The sequence below is a fragment of the Phytoactinopolyspora halotolerans genome (assembly GCF_010550675.1).
GTDB lineage: Bacteria > Actinomycetota > Actinomycetes > Jiangellales > Jiangellaceae > Phytoactinopolyspora > Phytoactinopolyspora halotolerans.
On record NZ_JAAGOA010000006.1, the window covers coordinates 69,524 to 89,054 of the forward strand.

General features: G+C 70.0%; 17 protein-coding genes. 14 read left to right on the forward strand and 3 right to left on the reverse strand.

The features are described 5' to 3' along the window. Positions 1-79 precede the first annotated feature (79 nt). The 5 genes from sigE to G1H10_RS10245 all read left to right on the forward strand — a co-directional run bounded on the left by sigE (position 80) and on the right by G1H10_RS10245 (position 4,723). The gene (gene sigE / locus G1H10_RS10225; protein WP_163736475.1) at positions 80-730 is read left to right on the forward strand and encodes an RNA polymerase sigma factor SigE; all 651 of its coding nucleotides are present in this window, start codon (positions 80-82) and stop codon (positions 728-730) included. Beyond that, positions 727-1,449, forward strand: a complete 723-nt coding sequence (locus tag G1H10_RS10230) for an anti-sigma factor family protein (RefSeq protein WP_163736478.1) — start codon at positions 727-729, stop codon at positions 1,447-1,449. Before sigE ends, G1H10_RS10230 begins: the two co-directional genes overlap by 4 nt. Next, positions 1,446-2,624, forward strand: coding sequence for a sigma-E factor regulatory protein RseB domain-containing protein (locus tag G1H10_RS10235; protein WP_163736481.1), 1,179 nt, complete (start codon positions 1,446-1,448; stop codon positions 2,622-2,624). Before G1H10_RS10230 ends, G1H10_RS10235 begins: the two co-directional genes overlap by 4 nt. A gap of 113 nt (positions 2,625-2,737) precedes the next feature. Further along, entirely contained in the window at positions 2,738-4,105 is a 1,368-nt protein-coding gene (locus G1H10_RS10240; RefSeq protein WP_216853113.1) for a S1C family serine protease, read from the forward strand. A 39-nt stretch (positions 4,106-4,144) separates the two neighbouring features. After that, complete coding sequence (locus G1H10_RS10245; protein WP_163736485.1) at positions 4,145-4,723, forward strand: twin-arginine translocase TatA/TatE family subunit; 579 nt, start codon at positions 4,145-4,147, stop codon at positions 4,721-4,723. Positions 4,724-4,847: 124 nt separating this feature from the next. Here G1H10_RS10245 and G1H10_RS10250 read toward each other — a convergent pair whose 3' ends face one another. Then, complete coding sequence (locus G1H10_RS10250) at positions 4,848-5,996, reverse strand: Mrp/NBP35 family ATP-binding protein (protein ID WP_163736488.1); 1,149 nt, start codon at positions 5,994-5,996, stop codon at positions 4,848-4,850. A 124-nt stretch (positions 5,997-6,120) separates the two neighbouring features. Between G1H10_RS10250 and G1H10_RS10255 the strand changes: the two genes are divergently transcribed. Then, positions 6,121-7,095 (forward strand): ketopantoate reductase family protein, encoded by a 975-nt coding sequence (locus G1H10_RS10255; RefSeq protein WP_163736491.1) that lies wholly within the window; start codon positions 6,121-6,123, stop codon positions 7,093-7,095. Here the strand turns inward: G1H10_RS10255 and G1H10_RS10260 are convergent. Further along, entirely contained in the window at positions 7,059-7,985 is a 927-nt protein-coding gene (locus G1H10_RS10260) for a DMT family transporter (protein ID WP_163736495.1), read from the reverse strand. The two genes, G1H10_RS10255 and G1H10_RS10260, sit on opposite strands and share 37 nt — an antisense overlap. Positions 7,986-8,371: 386 nt before the next feature. Between G1H10_RS10260 and G1H10_RS10265 the strand changes: the two genes are divergently transcribed. The 5 genes from G1H10_RS10265 (at position 8,372) to phnE (G1H10_RS10285) (ending at position 13,463) form a co-directional block, all read left to right on the forward strand. Further along, entirely contained in the window at positions 8,372-9,778 is a 1,407-nt protein-coding gene (locus tag G1H10_RS10265; protein WP_216853114.1) for a CehA/McbA family metallohydrolase, read from the forward strand. A gap of 138 nt (positions 9,779-9,916) precedes the next feature. Beyond that, entirely contained in the window at positions 9,917-10,960 is a 1,044-nt protein-coding gene (locus tag G1H10_RS10270; RefSeq protein WP_216853115.1) for a phosphate/phosphite/phosphonate ABC transporter substrate-binding protein, read from the forward strand. Positions 10,961-11,038: 78 nt separating this feature from the next. Beyond that, positions 11,039-11,815, forward strand: coding sequence for a phosphonate ABC transporter ATP-binding protein (gene phnC / locus G1H10_RS10275; protein ID WP_163736498.1), 777 nt, complete (start codon positions 11,039-11,041; stop codon positions 11,813-11,815). Next, positions 11,812-12,627, forward strand: coding sequence for a phosphonate ABC transporter, permease protein PhnE (gene phnE / locus G1H10_RS10280; RefSeq protein WP_163736501.1), 816 nt, complete (start codon positions 11,812-11,814; stop codon positions 12,625-12,627). The genes phnC and phnE (G1H10_RS10280) overlap by 4 nt, the downstream gene beginning before the upstream one ends. Continuing rightward, entirely contained in the window at positions 12,624-13,463 is an 840-nt protein-coding gene (gene phnE / locus G1H10_RS10285; RefSeq protein ID WP_163736504.1) for a phosphonate ABC transporter, permease protein PhnE, read from the forward strand. Before phnE (G1H10_RS10280) ends, phnE (G1H10_RS10285) begins: the two co-directional genes overlap by 4 nt. A gap of 37 nt (positions 13,464-13,500) precedes the next feature. On the opposite strand, the gene G1H10_RS10290 is transcribed toward phnE (G1H10_RS10285), so the two are convergent. Then, positions 13,501-15,630, reverse strand: coding sequence for an ATP-binding cassette domain-containing protein (locus G1H10_RS10290; protein WP_163736507.1), 2,130 nt, complete (start codon positions 15,628-15,630; stop codon positions 13,501-13,503). 283 nt (positions 15,631-15,913) lie between these two features. Here G1H10_RS10290 and G1H10_RS10295 point away from each other — a divergent pair, with 283 nt between their 5' ends. The 3 genes from G1H10_RS10295 to thrB all read left to right on the forward strand — a co-directional run bounded on the left by G1H10_RS10295 (position 15,914) and on the right by thrB (position 19,435). After that, positions 15,914-17,212 carry a homoserine dehydrogenase gene (locus tag G1H10_RS10295; RefSeq protein WP_163736511.1) on the forward strand — a complete coding sequence of 433 codons (1,299 nt, stop codon included), beginning with the start codon at positions 15,914-15,916 and terminating at the stop codon, positions 17,210-17,212. 102 nt (positions 17,213-17,314) lie between these two features. Beyond that, complete coding sequence (thrC, locus tag G1H10_RS10300) at positions 17,315-18,418, forward strand: threonine synthase (RefSeq protein WP_163737067.1); 1,104 nt, start codon at positions 17,315-17,317, stop codon at positions 18,416-18,418. Further along, positions 18,419-19,435: a homoserine kinase gene (thrB, locus tag G1H10_RS10305; RefSeq protein WP_216853118.1), complete on the forward strand. Its 1,017-nt coding sequence runs from the start codon at positions 18,419-18,421 to the stop codon at positions 19,433-19,435. The last annotated feature ends 96 nt before the right edge of the window (positions 19,436-19,531 follow it).

Genomic DNA, 19,531 nt, shown 5'->3' on the forward strand with positions numbered 1-19,531 from the left:
GGAACCTTCGGCGCGGTGTGTGCGTTGTGTGTTCATACCAACGGCGCCGATTAGCCAGAAGAGGGGGCGATGAGTCACCATGTCGTTACACGTCGCCCCTGTGCGCTTGGCCGAGGGAGGAATGCCGGTGTCGGATGCGGAGGCTTGGACGCCACCCAGCTGGGAAGAGATCGTGAGCCAGCACTCCACGCGGGTGTACCGGCTCGCCTACCGGCTCACCGGCAACGCCCATGACGCCGAAGACCTCACTCAGGATGTCTTCGTGCGCGTGTTCCGGTCGCTGTCGTCGTACACGCCGGGGACGTTCGAGGGTTGGTTGCATCGGATCACGACCAACCTGTTCCTCGACACGGTCCGGCGCAAACAGCGTATCCGGTTCGACGCGCTGGCCGATGACGCCGCGGAGCGTCTGCACGGCCGCGAGCCGACGCCGGAACACGTGCTCACCGACCGGATGCTGGACGCGGACATCCAGGCTGCGCTCGACGCGATGCCGCCCGAGTTCCGGGTGGCCGTCGTGCTGTGTGACATCGAAGGACTTTCGTACGAGGAAATCGCTGCGACGTTGGGGATCAAGCTGGGCACCGTGCGGAGCAGGATTCACCGCGGCCGGGCGCAGCTGCGCGCCGCGCTGGAGCATCGCGCTCCGGACGACGCCCGCGCGCTGGAGAACAGCACCGGCGGCACGGGCGGCCCGGCCGAACCCAGCGGCTCAGGGGAGCCGGCATGAAACACCTCGATGACCGAGTCAGCGACCTGGTCGATGACCGTCTCGATCACGACGAACGCGACCGGGTCCTGGCGCATCTCGCCGTCTGCGCGCAGTGCCGCGAGTCGGTCGAGATGGAGCGGTACGCCAAGGGTGCGTTGACCTCGCTGGGCGACGTCGACGTCCCGGCATCGTTGACCGACAAGCTGATGCGTCTGGCGGAGCCGGGCGGGCCGCTGCCGTCAGAGCGCGCGCACGCGGAGCACACCGCGAGCGTCGCCTCCTGGGGCCCGAGCCCCGGCGCGGCCGCCGGCACGGCGCTGCGGACCAGCACGCCGACGTCGGCCGAGCACCAGCATCTGCGCGGGAAGTTCGTCGACCGGCACCGCCGCGGCGTACGGATGGTGGCCGGTGGGATGGTCTCCACCGGTGCGCTGCTGGTGATGCTGGCGTCGTTGGGGGCACCGGGAAACACCGGTCTCCAGGAGACCCCGTCGGCCGTGGTCCCGCCGATGGACGAGTTCACGCTCGAGTACGCCCGGTCCACCGGTTCGATCTCGTTCGCCGAACCCGCTTCCATCCTCGCTCCCGCGATGAGCGGCTGGGAGGACAACCCGGCGGGCTCGTCCGGTACCGACCCGTCGTCCGGAAACGGCGCGTCGAGCCTGCTGCCCGGAACGGCGGACGCCGGGCCGTGGCCGGTGCAGACCAGTGTGCGGATCTCAGAGGACGGCAGGTGAACGACGGTCAATCCAGCTGTGCCGCCGCAGCCCTCGGTGGCGCTCCAGTGTTGCGCGGCGCCGGAACGCTGAAGCAGGTCGCGTTGGTGGCCGTGCCCGTGCTGATCGGGGCGTTGGTGTTCCTGGTGCCGCCCGCGGCCTCGGCGGCCCCGGACAGCCTCGCGGGCACGGACGACCGCGATGCGGTGGAGTTGCTCAACCGCTCCGCGACGGCGTCGACCAGGGTCTCGTACCAGGGGACGCAGTACGTGTCTGCCTGGTCGGCACTGACCAAGTCGGGTTCGTCGTCGAGCGCCGTGGTGCAGGTGCGGCACCGGGCGGGCGGACGCACCGAGATCGGGGTACAGGACGCCCAGGCGGAGATCCTCACCAGCCAGACCGGTACATCGTGGCTGGCCGAGGACGAGGGCTCGGTGGACCTGCTGGTGCGCAGCTACGACATCCGGCTGGTCGGCGAGGCGCAGGTCGCCGGGCGCCGCACGGACGTCGTCGAAGCGCGGCATGCGGACGGTTCCGTGGCCGCCCGCTGGTGGCTCGACCAGGAGACGGCGCTCAGGCTGCGGCGGGAGGCGTTTCTGCCGGACGGCCGGCTGCTCAGCGCGAGCGCCTTCGTCGACGTCTCGATCGTCTCCGTCCCGCCGTGTTGCATGCGCAGCAGCGTCGACCACGAGGCCGAGGCGACGCTGGCAGCGGAGCAGACCTCGTCTCAGGATGCGCCGTCGCCGGAGAAGACGGCGCTGCAGTGGGAGGACATCGAGCGGCTCCGGCAGGAGGGTTTCCACTGCCTGGAGAGCCTCGGCGAGAGCCTGGTGCTGTACGAGGCGCGGGAGATCGGCGGCGCCATCCAGCTGAGTTACTCCGACGGTGTCATGACCGCATCCGTCTTCGAGCAATCCGGTCACCTCGATCCGGCGCAGATGAGCGGCTACACGTCCAATCAGGTGGGTGAGGGCGTGGTCTACACGAGACCGGGTCCGCCTGCGACCTTTGTGTGGTCCTCGCAGGGCAGGGTGGTCACCGTCGTCGCGGATGCGCCCTCCGAGGTGATCGAGGATGTCCTGCGTGCGTTGCCGCCGGATGCCGCCGAGCTCGATGAGGAGCACGAAGGCGACGTGATCTCCCGGATCGGGCGCGGCGCGAAGAAGGTCGGCTCGTGGCTCAACCCGTTCGGGTGACCTCCCCGCCGAGGCGTTCGGGTGAGGTCGCAACGAGGGGCCGGGGACGGCGTTCCATCGGGCGAGCAGAGGAATGCCGCGCGGTCGTATCGCGCTTATGATTGCTCTCTGTGATGGGCGGTTGGATCCCGATCGACGGTGCGTCGGCGTCGGACGGTACGGCGACGGGCCGTTCTTCCCGTGTCGACCCGTGGGCAGGCGGCGAGTGGACGGTCCGGACGGCGGCCGGGCCCGCGCGGACCGTCTCTGCCGACCGCGGCCACGGTGCCGTAGAGCGTGAGTGGGTCCGTCCCGGGCTGCTGCATCCTCAGACGGTGTCGATCCTGCGGCCGGAGCACGTCGCCGGCGGCCCTGTGTCGGCCACCGACCATCCGGGTCACGTCTCTCGGCACCCGGATCGACGGATGAGCCGTCGGGCGCCGATCGCCGTGCTGTTCGTCGTGGCGGTCTTGCTCGCCGGTGCGCTCGGTGGGATCGTGGGGGCGCAACTCGACCGGAGCACACCCGGGTCGGCGAACACCGTCACGGTCATCGGCGCGGATCCGGCGACGGTGGGAGAGCTACCGGACAACTCCACGGGCAGCGTCGCCGCTGCCGTGCTTCCCAGTGTCGTCTCGATCACCTCGGCCGACGGCGGCGGCTCCGGGTTCGTCATCTCCACGGACGGCTACGTGCTCACGAACCACCACGTGGTGGCCTCCGGAGCCGACGTAGACGGCGGCAGCATCAACGTCGAGCTGTTCGACGGGCGCCGACTCGAGGCCGAGATCGTGGGTGCCAGCCCGAGTTACGACCTGGCCGTGTTGCATGTCGAGGCGGATGACCTGGAACCCGTCGTGATCGGAGACTCGGCCGCGGTCGAGGTGGGCGACCCGGTGATCGCGATCGGCAGCCCGCTGGGTTTGGACAGCACCGTGACCAGCGGCATCATCTCGGCGCTGGACCGGCCGGTGACGGCCGGCAGCCAAGCCGACACGCAGTCCTACATCAACGCGCTGCAGACGGATGCGGCGATCAACCCAGGTAATTCCGGTGGTCCGCTGGTCGACACGGACGGCCGGGTGATCGGGGTGAACTCGGCGATCGCCACGCTCGGCCTCGGCGCGGACGCCGGAAGCATCGGACTCGGCTTCGCGATCCCGATCGATCAGGCCAGCCGCACCGCGGAACAGCTGATCACCGACGGCGAGGCGGTCTACCCGATCATGGGCGCGTTGCTGGACAACACCCACCAGGGCCCGGGTGCACGGGTGGCCGACGGCGGCGACGAGCCCGGCATCACCCCGGACGGACCCGCCGAGCGAGCAGGCGTCCGGCCCGGGGACGTCATCACGGAGCTGAACGGCGAGCGTATCCGCAACGCGGCCGAGCTGATCGTCATGTTGCGTTCGCACGAGCCGGGCGAGCAGGTGACGCTGACCATCGAGCGCGGAGACAGCTCGCAGGAGATAGAAGTCACCCTCGGGTCCCAGGTGGGTTGACCACGGACGTACCCTTGAAGGACGGCACAAGCGGGCGAGGTGAGCGGCATCAGTATTCCGGAGATCGCGGTCATTCTGGTCATAGCCCTGCTCGTTTTCGGGCCGGACCGGTTGCCGGACATGATCAAGCAGGCGGCGGCGTTCGTCAAAGACCTGCGCAAGATGGTGGCGAACGCGCGTCGTGACCTGTCCGACAGCGTCGGCGACCTCGGTCTCGATGAGGAAGATCTGAAGACCCTGTCCGACCTGCGCAACCCGAAGTCGTTCATCCGGCAGAAGGTTCTCGACGGCGTCGACCTGGACTCCATCGGCCTGGACGAGATCAAGGAGGTCGGTGACGAGCTGGAGCTGTCCAACGGTCGCAAGGGCAAGGCGGTGACCGGCGCGGCGCGCAACCGCAAGGCGATCGCGGGCTCCTCCGCGAGCAAGAGCGGTGCGGCGAGCAAGACTGGGACTGCGAGCAAGGCCGGCACGTCGTCCGCTCGCACGACCAACGGCAGTACCAGTAACGGCAGTACCGGCGGCGGCGCCAACGGCAGCTCGGCGGGTACGCCGGCGGTCGAGATCAAGCCGCTGTCATCGCCGACCGGCGCGCGATTCGACCCGGACGCCACCTGACCCTCCCCGCTGGCCCGATCACGCTTCGAGGCTGATCACGCTTCGAGGCTGATCACGCTTCGAGGGCTGGGAGGGCCCCCGCTCAGTCGGGCGGGCTCAGGTTCGTGACGTGCGACGGCGCCGCTCAGCCGGCCGGGCTCAGGTTCAGCGACATCCCGGCCAGACCACGCTCCCGATGGGACAGCCGCCGCGCGGCGTCACGCAGCGCCGTGGACGCGGGTGCATCCGGCTCCTTGAGCACGAACGGGATACCGGCGTCGCCGCTCTCCCGCAGCCCGATGTCCAGCGGAACCTCACCGAGCAGCGGAATCCGTGCGCCCAGCCGGCGACCCAAGCCATCGGCGACCTGCTGACCGCCGCCCGAACCGAACAGCTCCAGCCGGTGCTCCGGGCCGCAGTGCGGGCAGGGCAGGTACGACATGTTCTCGATGACGCCGGCGACCTGCTGGTGGGTCTGGATGGCGATCGAGCCGGCCCGCTCGGCCACCTCCGCCGCGGCCAGCTGGGGCGTGGTCACCACGACGATCTCCGCGTTGGGCATGAGCTGCGCTAGCGAGATCGCGACATCCCCGGTGCCGGGCGGCAGATCGAGCAGCAGGACGTCCAGGTCCCCCCAGTAGACGTCGGTGAGGAACTGCTGGAGCGCGCGGTGCAGCATCGGCCCGCGCCAGGCGACGGGGGTGTCCCGGTCCTGCTTGAACATCTCGGTGGAGATGAGCTTCACGTCGTGCGCCGGTATCGGCATGATCATGTCGTCGACGACGGTGGGCCGCGAGCCTTCGACGCCGAGCATGCGCGGTGCGGAGTGACCGTAGATGTCCGCGTCCACCAGCCCGACCCGGACGCCGTCGACGGCCATCGCCGCGGCCAGGTTGGCCGTGATCGAGGACTTGCCGACGCCGCCCTTGCCGGAGGCGACAGCGTAGACGCGGGTCAGCGAACCGGGCTGGTTGAACGGGATCTCGCGCTGCGGCCGGCCCCCGCGTAGTTGCTCGGACAGGGCCTTGCGCTGCTCCTCGGACATGACGTCGAGCGCCACGTCGACCGCGGTCACGCCGTCCAGCGCCTGGACCGCGGCGGTCACGTCCCGGGTGATCGTGTCCCGCAGCGGACATCCGGCGACGGTCAGGTACACCTCGACACGGACCCGTCCGTCGTCGCCGACGTCCACGGACTTCACCATGCCGAGCTCGGTGATGGGCCGCTTGATCTCGGGGTCCTTGACGCCCTCGAGCGCCGTATGCACCTGCTCGGCTGTAGGCAACGAAGTCATATCCCGATGCTACGTCGCAGCAGGGGTGCGCGGACAATTCATCGGGCCGCGCACGCTCGATCGCGGCTGTGTGATCCGGCACACGGCGGTTGAGCCCGCCGGCTCCATGGATACCGTACGGACCATGCGATACGTGATCTATGGCGCCGGTGCGATCGGCGGCGTGCTGGGCGCCCGGCTGTTCTCGGCGGGCTTCGACGCGACCGTGATCGCGCGCGGGCCGCACCTGGAGGCGATCCGCCGGAACGGGCTCCGGGTGGATTCGCCGGACGGCACCGAGACTGTGCCGGTCCCCGCCGTGGCCGCTCCGGACGACGTCGGTATCGCCGCCGGCGACGTTGTCATACTCGCCATGAAGACGCAGGATACGGGCGCGGCGCTGGCTGCGCTGCGCGACTCCGCCGATCCCGCGACCGCGATCGTCTGCCTGCAGAACGGCGTGGAGAACGAGCGGATGGCCCTGCGGTCGTTCGAGCACGTTTACGGCGTGTGCGTGATGTTTCCGGCGACCCACACCGAGCCTGGGGTGGTGCAGAGCCAATCGACGCCGATCCCGGGTCTGCTCGACATCGGGCGGTACCCGCACGGTGCGGACGACACCGCAGAGCAGGTGGCGGCCGCGTTCCGCAAGGCGTCGTTCGTATCCGAGGTCCGCGAGGACATCATGCGGTGGAAGTACCGCAAGCTGATGATGAATCTCACCAATGCCGTGCAGGCCTTGTGCGGAACCGGGGAGGAGGCCCGGCCGCTGGTGGAGCGGATCCGCGCCGAAGGACTGGCGTGCCTGCAGGCGGCCGGGATCGACGTCGCATCCGAAGCCGAGGAGACCGCGCGCCGTGGTGATCTGCTGCAGGTGCGTCCGGTCGCGGGGCAGACCCGTACCGGCGGGTCGTCCTGGCAGAGCCTGCACCGTGGCACGGGGGCGATCGAGGCGGACTATCTGAACGGCGAGATCGTTCTGCTCGGGCGGATACACGGGGTACCCACACCGGCCAATGAGGCGGTGCGCCGGTTGGCGAACAGCGTGGCGCGCGAGCGCGGACGGCCCGGTTCGGTCCCGGTTCAACAGATCCTCGACGCTCTGCCGCGGCAGAGCTGAACGACGAGGACACCGAGGGACGCGACGGCCAGGCCGCAGACTTGCCGGAGCTCCAGCGACTCGCCCAGGAAGACCCACGCCAGCACAGCGACCTGGATCAGCATGGTGTTGTTGATCACGCTGGACTCGGTTGCGGAGAGCGTGCGCAGGGTCAGGTTCCACATTGTGAAGGCGACCGCCGTATTGACCACGGCCAGCCACCCGACGATGACCCAGCCGGTGACCGGCAGCGCCGGCAGACCCTGTGTCATCAGGCCGACCGCCAGGAGCACCGCCGCTCCGGCGCCCATGCTGACCGTGGTCACCACCAGCGGTCCTGGTGTGCCCGTGCGGTTCGCCGCACGGCCGAGCACCGCCGCGCTCGCGTTGGCCAGCAGCCCCAGCGCCGCGATGGCGAGCCCCGCGAGCTGGTGCTGGGCGAACCCGGTCGGATAGAGGAAGACGGCGGCGCCGATCAGGTATACGCCGATCCCCGCCCACTGTGCCGGCCGCGTACGCTCAGCGAGGAACGCGGTGCCGAGCAGCGCGACCACGGCGGGGGAGAAACTGAGTAGCAAGCTGACCGTCGCGGCCGGGAGTCTGTCCAGAGCGAGGAATTGCGCGCCCTGGGTGACGGTGTACATCACCAGGCCGAGTGCGATGAGCAGCGGCCAGTGCCCGGGGCCGAGCCGCCCGAGCCGGTCCAGGTGCGGGCGGCGCAACGCCAACGGCAGCAGGCAGAGGAAGGCGCCGGCGTAGCGCAGACCGGCGAACGTCAGCGGCGGAATGTCGTCCAGCCCGATCTTGATCAACACCCAGGAGCTGGACCAGAGCGATGTGACCAGGAATGCCAGCAGGATCGCTCTGGTGTGTGCCGGTGGGCGGGCGTCGACAGGGTGGCCTGTGGGCAATGCCTCGACCTTTCGTGCGGGAACGGGCGCGCCATCGTGGCGTCCGCGTCTCCCCTCGAGGCTTTTGTCCTAGTAAGGTGCGGGTCGCGAGCCGCTCGCCCTCCTTGAGTCTGCGGTGCACGCCCCGGGGACGTGCTGCGGGCGCCGGCGACACGTCGACGTTCTACGGCGCTCGGACCGGTCCGGCCGCCACGGCGGCCGCGGAACCCTAGCCGTCCTTCAGCAGACAGCTGCCGATGTTACCGCTCGGCGCGGTCCGCTGGAAGGTTCGCGTGGGTCCTGGGCGGAGCGCGGCTGCGCTCCCGCCATCTGGATGACGGCTAGTGTTCGCCCAACCGTCGCGCCGGCGTCTGGTGCCGCCCGACGCGACGCGATGCACTGGAGGCATGAGTCATCAGCATCGCCACGATCAGCCGGACGGCGACGGTGCGCGCGGAAGCCGAGCGGGCCGCGCGGACCGCGCGGACCACGCGGACCACGCGGCTCGCGCTCACGACGCTGGATCCGGATCGATGTCGCGGCGGAACCTGCTGGCCGTCACCGGCGGTTTATTGATGGTCGCCGCGGCGCCGGGCACAGCGGCGGCGTCGACGACGCGGCCGGCAGCGGTCGGCACACCGCAGAGCGTGCCGTTGCCCGGGGCGGCCCGAGCGTCTCGGCTGCAGCGGCGGACCACGCTGGTCCATGCCGACTTGCACAATCACACGGTGCTGTCGGACGGGGATGGCGATCCGGAGCAGGCGTTCGCCTCGATGCGCGAGGCCGGTCTGGATGTGGCGGCGCTGACCGATCACGCCACCCTGTCCGCGGGATTGCTGGGTATCCTCGACCCGCTGCTGCCGCCCGGCGCCAGCGAGATCACCGGCATCAGCCCGCGTGACTTCGAGCTGGTGGAGAAGCTGGCCGACGCCGCGGACGATCCCGGTTCCTACACCGCGATCCGTGGCTTCGAATGGTCCCATCCACTGCTGGGACACGCGAACGTGTGGTTCACCGAGGATTTCACCGATGTGCTGGACGCGTTCGCGATGGACCGGTTCTACGACTGGCTCACCAGTGAGAGATGGGGGTTGTTCGGCCACCGAAGGGGCGGTGCGGCCGGTGTGGCCGGGTTCAACCATCCCGGACGCGAGCCGCGACGGTTCTCCGAGTTCGCCCTTCAACCGAAGGCGCTGGACCAGATGGTCAGCATGGAGATCTTCAACCGGCGCGATGACTACCTCTTCCGTGGCTGGTCCGACGGCACGCCGTCACCGCTGGTCACATGCTTGAATGCGGGCTGGCGCACCGGTCTGACCGGCGTCACGGACGAGCATGGCGACGACTGGGGATTCCACGAGGGCAAAGGACGTAGCGGCCTCTGGGTCACGGAGAACACCCGCGCGGGTGTCCTGGCCGCGATGCGGGCGCGCCGGTTCTTTGCCACCCGGGTCTCCGGCCTGCGGTTCGATGCGACCGCCGACGACGTGCATATGGGCGGCACGCTTGACGTGGCCCGCCGCGATGTGCGGTTCGCCGTGGATCTGGATCGTGGCCCGCAGTGGGACGGCAAGCCGTTGCTGATCCAGGTGTTGCGGCCCGGCACGGACATTCCCGAGGTGGCCGACGTCATACCGGCCCGTACCGGCGGGCTCACCCGGTTCACCGTGTCGCTCGACGTCGCGGACGGTGACTGGGTGGTACTGCGGGTCTCTGACCCGGACCGGCCGAACGACGCACCCGGTCCGGAAGGACACCCGTGCAACGATTGGGGCGTGGCGTACAGCAGCCCGTGGTGGCTGGAGCCGGCGTGACGGCGATACCATCGCGTGTCTCGCTGACAGTGACAGCGTGAAACGGGTAGACCACGTCCAGGGTGGCCTTGTGGACGTGTGAGCAGCGTGGCGCATATCGGTCCGGGCCCGGTCCGGACGGTGAGGGGAGGTACGGCCGTGAAGGTGGGGAAGTGGCTTGCCGCGGTCGCGGTGGCGGCGCTGGTCGCCGCCTGCGGCGGCGGTGACGACGACGGCGAGCCGGACGGCGGCGGCAACGGTGACGGCGGAGCCGATGCCGCGACCGGCGGTGACGACGACGGCGCCCGGGAAGGCTGGCCGGACGAGCTGACGTTGGTGTTCACCCCGTCCAGCGAGGCACAACAACTGGTGGAGGATGCCGGGCCGCTCGCCGAGATGCTCGCCGAGCGGCTCGGGGTGGACGTGCAGCCGTTCGTGGCGACCGACTATGCCGGCGTCATCGTCGCGCTGGAAGCGGGGCAGGCCAGCATCGCCGGCGGCCTGGGACCGCAGCAGATGGTCCAGGCGGAGAACCAGGCCGGGGCGGAGCTGATCCTGCAGTCCGAGCGGTTCGGAGATGTTCAATACGTCACCCAGTGGTTCACCAACAATCCGGACACGTATTGCCAGAACGATCCGGTCGACGTGGACGGGTTCCTGTTCTGCAACGGTGTCGAGGATGCGACCGGGCCAGGCGACGGCCCGATCGGCGAGGAGGCGATCTCCGAGGTCGCCGGGACATCGGTGGCGTTCGTCGACCAGGGTTCCGCGTCCGGACATCTCGTCCCGTCGCTGCAGCTCTTCGAGGCGGGCATCGATCCGGAGAACGGCGTGGAGGCGATCTTCGCGGGCGGGCACGACAACGCGGTGCTCGCGGTGTACCGGGGTGACGCCGAGGTCGGGGTGTCGTTCAACGACGCCCGCGGGGACGTGGTGGATCAGGCCGCGGACGTGGGCGAGCAGGTGGTCGTCTTCGCGTGGTCGCCGCCGATTCCGAACGACGGTTTCGCGGTCGCCGGTGACCTGCCAGAGGATCTGAAACAGGCGATCACCGACGCGCTCGTCGACATCGCCGACACGGACGAGGGTCGGGAGGTGCTGAACGAGCTCTACAACATCGAGGATCTGGTGCCGGTGGACTCGTCCGCGTACGACCCGATCCGGAGGCTCGTGGAGGAGCTCGGCCAGCTGCTCGACCAGTGATTCATCCGCCGACCATCAACTTCTCAGACCCGTCATGATCCGGCCGACGGTTGATGATCATGGGAATCGGGAGGATCGATGATCCGCTTCACGCACGCGTCGGTGACCTATCCGGGTGGGGTCGCCGCGCTGAAGGACCTCAGCCTGGACATCGCCGAGGGCGAGTTCGTGGTGGTCGTCGGCCTCTCCGGTGCCGGTAAGTCCACGCTGATCCGTACCGTCAACGGCCTCGTCCCGCTCAGCGGCGGCAGCGTCGAGGTGGGATCGCGTACTGTCGGCGACCTGAACCGGTCGCGGCTACGGGCCCTGCGCGCCGACGTCGGCATGATCTTCCAGCACTACAACCTGGTGAACCGCACGACGGTGCTGAACAACGTGTTGATGGGCCGGCTCAACCGGGTGCCGGGCTGGCGGTCGATGCTCGGCTGGTGGGGCCGGGACGAGGTGGAGCGCGCCATGCGCGCGCTCGAGGTGGTCGAGATCGTCGAAAAGGCGTACGTGCGCGCCGCCAACCTCTCCGGCGGCCAGCAGCAACGCGTCGGGATCGCGCGGGCGCTCGCGCAGGAGCCGACCGTGCTCCTCGCCGACGAGCCGGTCGCGTCGCTGGACCCGCCGACGTCACACACGGTCATGCGCTACCTGCACCGCGCCAACCGGGAGCTGGGCATTACCACCCTGGTCAATCTGCATTTTCTGGACCTTGCCCGGCAGTACGCGGATCGGATCGTCGGCCTGCGGGCGGGTGCGGTCGTCTTCGACGGACCCGCGTCCGCCGTCGACGAGAAGGTGTTCGAGCGGATCTACGGCCGCAGCCTGACCGCCGACGATGTGCTCGAGGCCGAGGCCTCTCTGTGAGTTCGCGCCAGCCTGGACTGACGCGGCCACGGCGTCCGCGGCCGAGCCCGTTCGCCGCCGCCGGACTGGTCGGGCTGGCCGCGGTCACCGTCCTCGCCGGCGCGGACTGGGAGTACGGTATCGGATTCTCGCTCGTGGAGATCTGGGACGGACTGACCCGTGCCAACGCGCCGATGCGTGGGCTGGCCGATATCGACCTCGGCACGCTGCTCGGATCCCGGGCACGCAGCGGGTTCCTGGAGACGTTACAGATGGCGGTGGTGGGCACGGTCACCGGTGCGACCGCGGCGTTGCCGCTGGCGCTGCTGAACTCGCGTCTGGGCGCGCCGAACCGGGCCGGGTACGTGGCGGTGAAGCTGTTCAACAACATCATCCGGGCCGTCCCCGACTTGCTGTGGGCGTTGCTGTTCGTGGCCGCCGTAGGGGTCGGGGTGCTGCCCGGCATCCTGGCGCTGTTCTTCTTCTCGCTCGGCGTCGTCACCAAGCTGACGTCGGACACCATCGACGGCATCGACCACGGCCCGGTGGAGGCGGCACGGGCCGGCGGGGCCTCCCACCCGCAGATGCTGCGGTACGCGGTGTTACCGCAGGTGCTGCCGGCGTATACCGCGTTCTCGATGTACTGCTTCGAGCTGAACCTGCGCGCCTCCGCGGTGCTCGGCTTCGTCGGGGCCGGCGGGATCGGAGCCGTGATCGACTTCTACCGGGGCCAGGGGCAGTGGGACCGCGTGTGGGGAGTGGTGGCCGGATTCCTGGTCGTGGTCATCATCGTCGAGCGGATCTCCGCCCTGGTGCGTAGGCGGCTGCTGTGACCGGCGCGCAGCAGACCCGGCGGGCGGCCGACGAACGCTTGCGCCGTGCGGTCCGGCCGGAGAAGCCGTTCAACTGGTTCCGGCTGGTGGTCACGGTGGCCGTCGTGGCCGGGTTCCTGCTGGCCACGTCCACCGTGGACGCGCATTGGGGACGGTTGCCGGAGGCTCCCGCACAGTTGTGGAACATCCTCGGCCTGATGATCGGCGAGCTCGCCCTGGCCGATCTGCCGGATGCGTTGGCGTCGATGTGGGAGTCGGTCGCGATCGCCTGGCTGGGCACGATGATCGCTGCGGTGCTCTCGTTTCCGCTGGCGTTTCTGGCCGCACGGAACATCGCCGGGCCAGGGACGGTGGTGGTGACGCGGCAGCTGCTGAACATTCCGCGAGCCATCCCGGAGATCATCTTCGCGGTGGCGTTGATCCCGATCTTCGGCCTCGGCCCGCTGGCCGGGACGGTGGCGATCGGCCTGAGCTCCACGGGCACCATCGGGAAGCTGTCGGCCGAGATCATCGAAGGGTGTGAGCGCGGTCCGATCGAGGCCGCCGACGCAGCCGGGGCGAGCAAGCCGCAGCGCGTGCGCTGGGCGGTGATACCGCAGGTGATGCCGGAGATCGTGGCATTCTGGCTGTACCGGTTCGAGATCAACATCCGTGCCTCCGCGGTGCTCGGTGTGGTCGGTGCCGGAGGCATCGGCACCATGCTGCAGCAGAGCATCGAGTTCCGCCAGTGGGGGCAGGCCGGCATGGCACTCATCGTGGTCATCGTGGTGACGATCGTCATCGACGCCGCGTCCGGTGCGATCCGGCGGCGGATCATCCGCGGCCCGTCGTCGTGATCCTCCCGACCCCACTCCCCAGAGTGCCGGCAGACTTCTACAGGGCGCGCAGGCGGCGCCGGGCGAGATAGGTCGCCGCGACACCGAGTACGGCCAGCGCGGCCAGGCCGCCCAGCCAGGCCAGCGGGTTGTGCCGCCACAGGACGTCATCGGGCGAGTTCGGCATCAACTCGGTGACGTTGACGGTGGACGCGGCCATGGCGTATCCCCATCGGCTCGGCGTCAACCAGGACAGCTGGTCGACGAAGGCACGTCCGGTGATCTCGATCAGGCCGCCGCAGAACACCAGCTGGGCCATGATGACCAAGACCAGCGGCGGCATGGTCTGCTCGGGGGTCGACACCAGCGACGAGACGACCATACCGAGGACGGCGGAGACCACGGCGGTCGACGCCAGGGCGATGCCGAGCTCGAGGCCGCCGTCGCCGATGAGGACGCCGTCCTCGGGACCGTCACGGACCGTCAGCGTCAGCATGAGCAGCAGCACCGACTGGATCACCGCGATCGAGCCGAAGATGATCAGCTTCGACGCCAGGTAGGCCTCCGGGATCAGGCCGGCCGCGCGTTCGTGCCGGTAGATCCGCCGTTCGGCGACGAGGTCGCGGACGGTGGCGGCCATGCCCATGAACGCCGCGCCGACCACCAGGATCACCAGCAGCCGCATCGCCTCGGTGCTGCCGCCGTATGCCGGCCGGCCGAGACCGCTCTCATTCGGGATGACCAGGGCCAGGATCGCCAGCCCGACCGGCAACGCGAGCATGAACGCGGCGAACGGCCGGTCGGCGAAGATGAGGTGGAGCTGCCTCCGGCAGAGCACCGAGGTCTGCTGGCGCCGTCGTTTCTCGTCGTCGGCCGCTCGGGGCCCGACCACCTCGGGTATCTCGGTGCGGCGGCTGAGCAGCCGGGTCGACAGCACCGAGCGTGAGCCCGACACCCGTCCCGCGACGGTGCGTACCGCCGGCGACGGCGGGATCGAAGGCGCGGGCGAGGTCGGTGGTGCGGACGGCGAGTTGGACGCCGGGGCGGTCGGCGGCGTCGGGGGAGACGGATCCGGACCGGCCTGGACGGCCTTGAGCTGCTCGAAGATGTCCGCCCAGTCGCCGGTGCCGAAATGGTCGGCGATGCCGGACGGCGGTCCGTAGTACTCGATCTTCCCGCCCGGCCGCATGATCAGCACGTCGTCGCAGAGATCGACGTGGGCGAGGTCATGCGTGGTGACGATCACCAGCCGGCCGTCGTCGGCCAGTTCGCGCAGCGTGGTCATGATCTGCCGGACCAGGGCCGGGTCCAGGCCCGAGGTGGGCTCGTCCAGCACCAGCATCGACGGCCGGGTGATCAGCTCGAAGCCGATGGCGAGCCGGCGTTGCTGCCCGCCGGACATGTTCTCGATCCGGGTGTGCCGGCTCTCCGCCAGGCCCAGCTCCTCCAGCACCTGGTCGACGCGGCCGGTGCGCTCCGCCGCCGTCGTGTCGTGGGAGAGCCGCAACTGCGCGGTGTAGAGAAGCGCGCGGCGGGCGCCGAGTTTGCGGTGCGCGATGGTGTGCTGGGGGACCACCCCGATCCGGCCGTGGATCTCTTCCTGGTTGTGGTGCGTGTCGAACCCCTGGTAGTGCACGGACCCCCGGGACGGTTTCAGCTCGCCATTGATCAACCGGAGCAGTGTGGACTTGCCGCATCCGGACGGCCCGATGACGGCGACGAGGCGGGAGCCGGACAGCGACAGGTTGACGTTCTCGGTGAGTGTGAGGCCCTTCGGCAACGTGTAGGACAGGTCACGGACGGTCAGCCCGCCGTCCGCCGGCGCGTCGGCGAGCAGCGTCAGCCCGGACGGTCCGACGACGAAGCGCGTCTTGCCGAAGGTGACGATGTCGCCGTCGCGGACGTAGATGCCGCGCTCGACCAGCACACCCTGGGCGAACGTCTGGTGGTGGCCGCTGAGGTCGTCGAGCCGGTATCCGTCCCCGGTCGGGGTGAGCCGGGCGTGATGCCGAGCGGTCAGCAGGTCGTCGATGACGATGTCGTTGTCGGCGGCGCGGCCGACCCGGATGAGCTGCGGACGCGGCGGCTGAGATGGTTGGGGCGGCTGAGGCGGCACGTGTCCCGGGCCCGGCGCGGAGCCGTCGTGTGGCCTGGGGTCGCCGGGCCGTGGGTGGCCTGGGCCGATCACGTGTCCTCCGCGGTGCTTGTGCGTTCTCCTCCGGCGGCCCAGCATAGAGCGTCCCGGTCTGTGGTGCGGGAGGACGTGCCCGCGGGTCGGATCACGGCTCCGGCGCGGCACGATGGAGAGGTGACCGCCGGGGCGGCGGTGGCAAAGGATCTGCGGCCGATTCCACGCATGTTGAGACAGATGTCTCGCATCATGGACGGACGACACGAGATCCTTCGGAGTTCGCGGACACTGGGGAAGCGGCTGGATGCTGGGTCGGGGTGTGGATACCTCGAGAGGGAGGATGCGGATGAGCACACTGCGCGTGGCGCTCCTCGGTTGCGGAGTGGTCGGTTCCGAGATCGCTCGGCAGATGGTCGAGCACTCCGACGATCTTGCTGCTCGTGTGGGGGCGCGGCTGGAGCTCGCCGGGATCGCGGTCCGCCGCACGGGCCGGGACCGGGCCATCCCGGGGGTCGATCCGGAGATCTTCACCACCGACGCCGCCGCACTGGTCGCCCGCGACGACGTCGACCTGGTGGTCGAGGTGATCGGCGGCATCGAGCCGGCCCGCGGCCTGATCATGGCCGCCATGGAGCGCGGCAAGTCCGTGGTGACGGCGAACAAGGCGTTGCTGGCCGACGACGGGTTCGCCCTGCACACGGCGGCCGACAAACACGGCGTCGACCTCTATTACGAGGCCGCCGTCGCCGGTGCCATCCCGCTGCTGCGGCCGCTGCGCGAATCCCTCGCGGGTGACCACGTCACCCGGGTGCTGGGCATCGTCAACGGCACCACCAACTACATCCTCGACCAGATGGACACGCACGGCAGCGGCTTCGCGGAGGCGCTGGAGGAGGCACAGGCACTGGGGTACGCCGAGGCCGACCCGACGGCGGACATCGAAGGCTATGACGCCGCGGCGAAGGCCGCGATCCTGGCCGGTATCGCGTTCCACTCACCGGTGAGCCTGGCCGACGTCCATCGAGAGGGCATCAGCGAGGTCACGGCGGCGGACGTCGCCGGCGCCAAGGCGATGGGTGCCGTCGTCAAGCTCCTGGCCATCTGCGAGCTCGCTCCGGGCGGCGAAGCCGTCGGGGTCCGCGTGCATCCGGCGATGATCCCGCGCGAGCATCCGCTGGCCGGCGTCCGCGGAGCGTACAACGCGGTCTTCGTGGAGGCCGCGTCCGCCGGTCAACTCATGTTCTACGGGCCGGGTGCCGGCGGCACACCGACGTCCAGTGCGGTGCTGGGCGATCTGGTCACAGTGGCACGCAACCGGGTGGCCGGCGTGACCGGCCCGGGCGGCTCCTGGTACGCCGACCGTCGGGTACGCCCGATGGGAGAGACCGTCACCCGCTACCACATCAGCCTGGACGTGGACGACCGGCCGGGCGTGCTGGCCGCCGTGGCGACGGTCTTCGCCGGCCACGGCGTATCGATCGAGACGGTCCGGCAGCGTACCGAGGTGCCGGACGGCGCCGAACTAGTGGTGGTCACCCACCAGGCACCGGATGAGGCGCTCTCCGCCACCGTCGACGAGCTGGCCAAGCTGGACACGGTTCGCGAGGTCATGTCCGTCAAGCGGGTCGAGGGCGAATAACCCCCATGATCATGAACACCTACCGTTCAAATAGCACGGCTACTGTTCATGATCATGGGGACGGTCGAAGCCGGGCGCGCCGCGCGACGTGAAGCATGGATAATGGACGCCGTGACCAGTGGAATGGTTGATGCGCCCACCCGTACCCGCCTCTGGCGCGGGGTCATCGAGGAATACCGTGACCGGCTCCCGGTGTCCACACACACGCCGGTGGTGACCCTGCGAGAAGGCGGCACGCCGCTCGTGCCCGCGCCGTGGTTGTCCGCGCAGACGGGCTGTGACGTGCACCTCAAGGTAGAAGGCGTCAACCCCACCGGGTCGTTCAAGGACCGCGGCATGACGGTGGCGATCTCCAAGGCCGCCGAGGAAGGCGCGGAGGCGGTCGTCTGCGCGTCCACCGGCAACACCAGCGCGTCGATGGCCGCGTACGCCGTCCGTGCGGGCATGCGGCCGGTCGTTCTCGTGCCCGACGGCAAGATCGCCGGTCCGAAGCTCGCCCAGGCCGTCGTCCACGGCGGTGTCATCGCCGCGGTCGACGGGAACTTCGACGACTGCCTGCGGCTGGCGCGCGAACTCGCTGAGACGTACCCCGTCGCGCTGGTGAACTCGGTCAATCCGTTCCGGCTGGCCGGACAGAAGACGGCGGCGTTCGAGGTGGTCGACGATCTCGGCGACGCGCCGGACATCCACGTGCTGCCGGTCGGCAACGCGGGCAACATCTCCGCCTACTGGATGGGCTACACCGAATACGCGGCCGACCGTGTCGCCACCCGCCGGCCCCGGATGTGGGGCTTCCAGGCGGCAGGCGCGGCACCGCTGGTGCACGGTGTGCCGGTGTCCGCGCCGGACACGGTGGCCAGTGCGATCCGGATCGGTAACCCGGCCTCCTGGACGCTCGCCGTGGCCGCACGGGACGAGTCGGAGGGACTGATCGACGCGGTCAGCGACGAGCAGATCCTGGCGGCGCAGCAGGAGCTGTCCGGCCGGGAAGGGCTGTTCGTCGAGCCGGCGTCGGCCGCCGGTGTGGCCGGCCTGCTGCAGTACGCCCGCGAGGGCCGGTTGGATCCGGGACAGCGGATCGTCGTGACCGTCACCGGCCACGGTCTCAAGGACGTCGACACCGCCAGCTCGTTCTACGGCGAGATCCGCCCGTACCCGGTGGCTGCCGAGGCCGCGGCCGCAGCCGAGGCGCTGGGACTGGGCTGAGTGCCGGCAGCATCCGAGCGGCGTCCGCTGGACGCGCGCGTCGTCGTCCGGGCTCCGGCGACCAGTGCGAACCTCGGCCCCGGGTTCGACGCGCTCGGGCTTGCGCTGAGCCTGCACGACGTCGTCGAGGCGGCGGCGACCTTCACGGCGGCGTCGACCGGCGGCGGCGCTGCACCCGGCAGCCGTGATGGCGTTCGGCGGCATGCGGAGCAGGGCGCCGCTTCGGGTGCCCGTGCGCTCGAGCTGAGCGTCGACGTCGAGGGTGTCGGCGCCGAGGTGGTGCCGCGGGACGAGAAGCATCTGGTGGTCCGGGCGATGCGTGCCTGCTTCGACGAACTCGGCGTGGTGCCGACCCGTCTGGAGCTGACCTGCCGCAATGTGCTGCCGCACGGGCGTGGCCTGGGATCGTCGTCGGCGGCGATCGTGGCGGGCGTGGTCGCGGCGCGTGCGCTCGCCGGAGCCGACGTCACCGGCCAGACGGCGCTGGCCGACGCGCTGGCGCTGGCCGGCCGGATCGAGGGACATCCGGACAACGTGGCGCCATGCCTACTGGGCGGATTCACCATCGCGTGGACTCACCAGGACGGGGAGGCGCGGGCGGCCCGGCTGGACCCGCATCCGGCGATCGCGCCGGTGCTCTGTGTGCCGTCGACGGAACTCGCCACCGCCACGGCGCGCGGCCTGCTACCGGACTCCGTGCCGCACGCGGACGCCGCGCGCACCGCGGGGCGCGCGGCACTGCTGGTCGAGGCGGTGACGCGGCGACCGGATCTCCTCTTCGAAGCCACCGAGGACCGGCTGCACCAGGCGTACCGGGAACCCGCGATGCCGGAGTCGGTGGCGCTGATGTCGGCGTTGCGACGGCGCGGCCTGGCTGCGGTGGTGTCCGGCGCCGGACCGTCCATCCTGGTGTTGAGCAGCGGTGATGAGGCCTCGGTCGTGCGCGAGGTGGCGTCCGGCTGGGACGTGCGCGAACTCGCGGTCGACACCGCGGGTGCGGTGGTGAGCGGTCGGTGAGCCGTAGGGCGGCCGACACATGGCAAAACGGGCATCCCCTGCTCTGGGAGATTCGGGTTCTGACGTGCTACGCTCGTATCGCACCGACGCAATGCA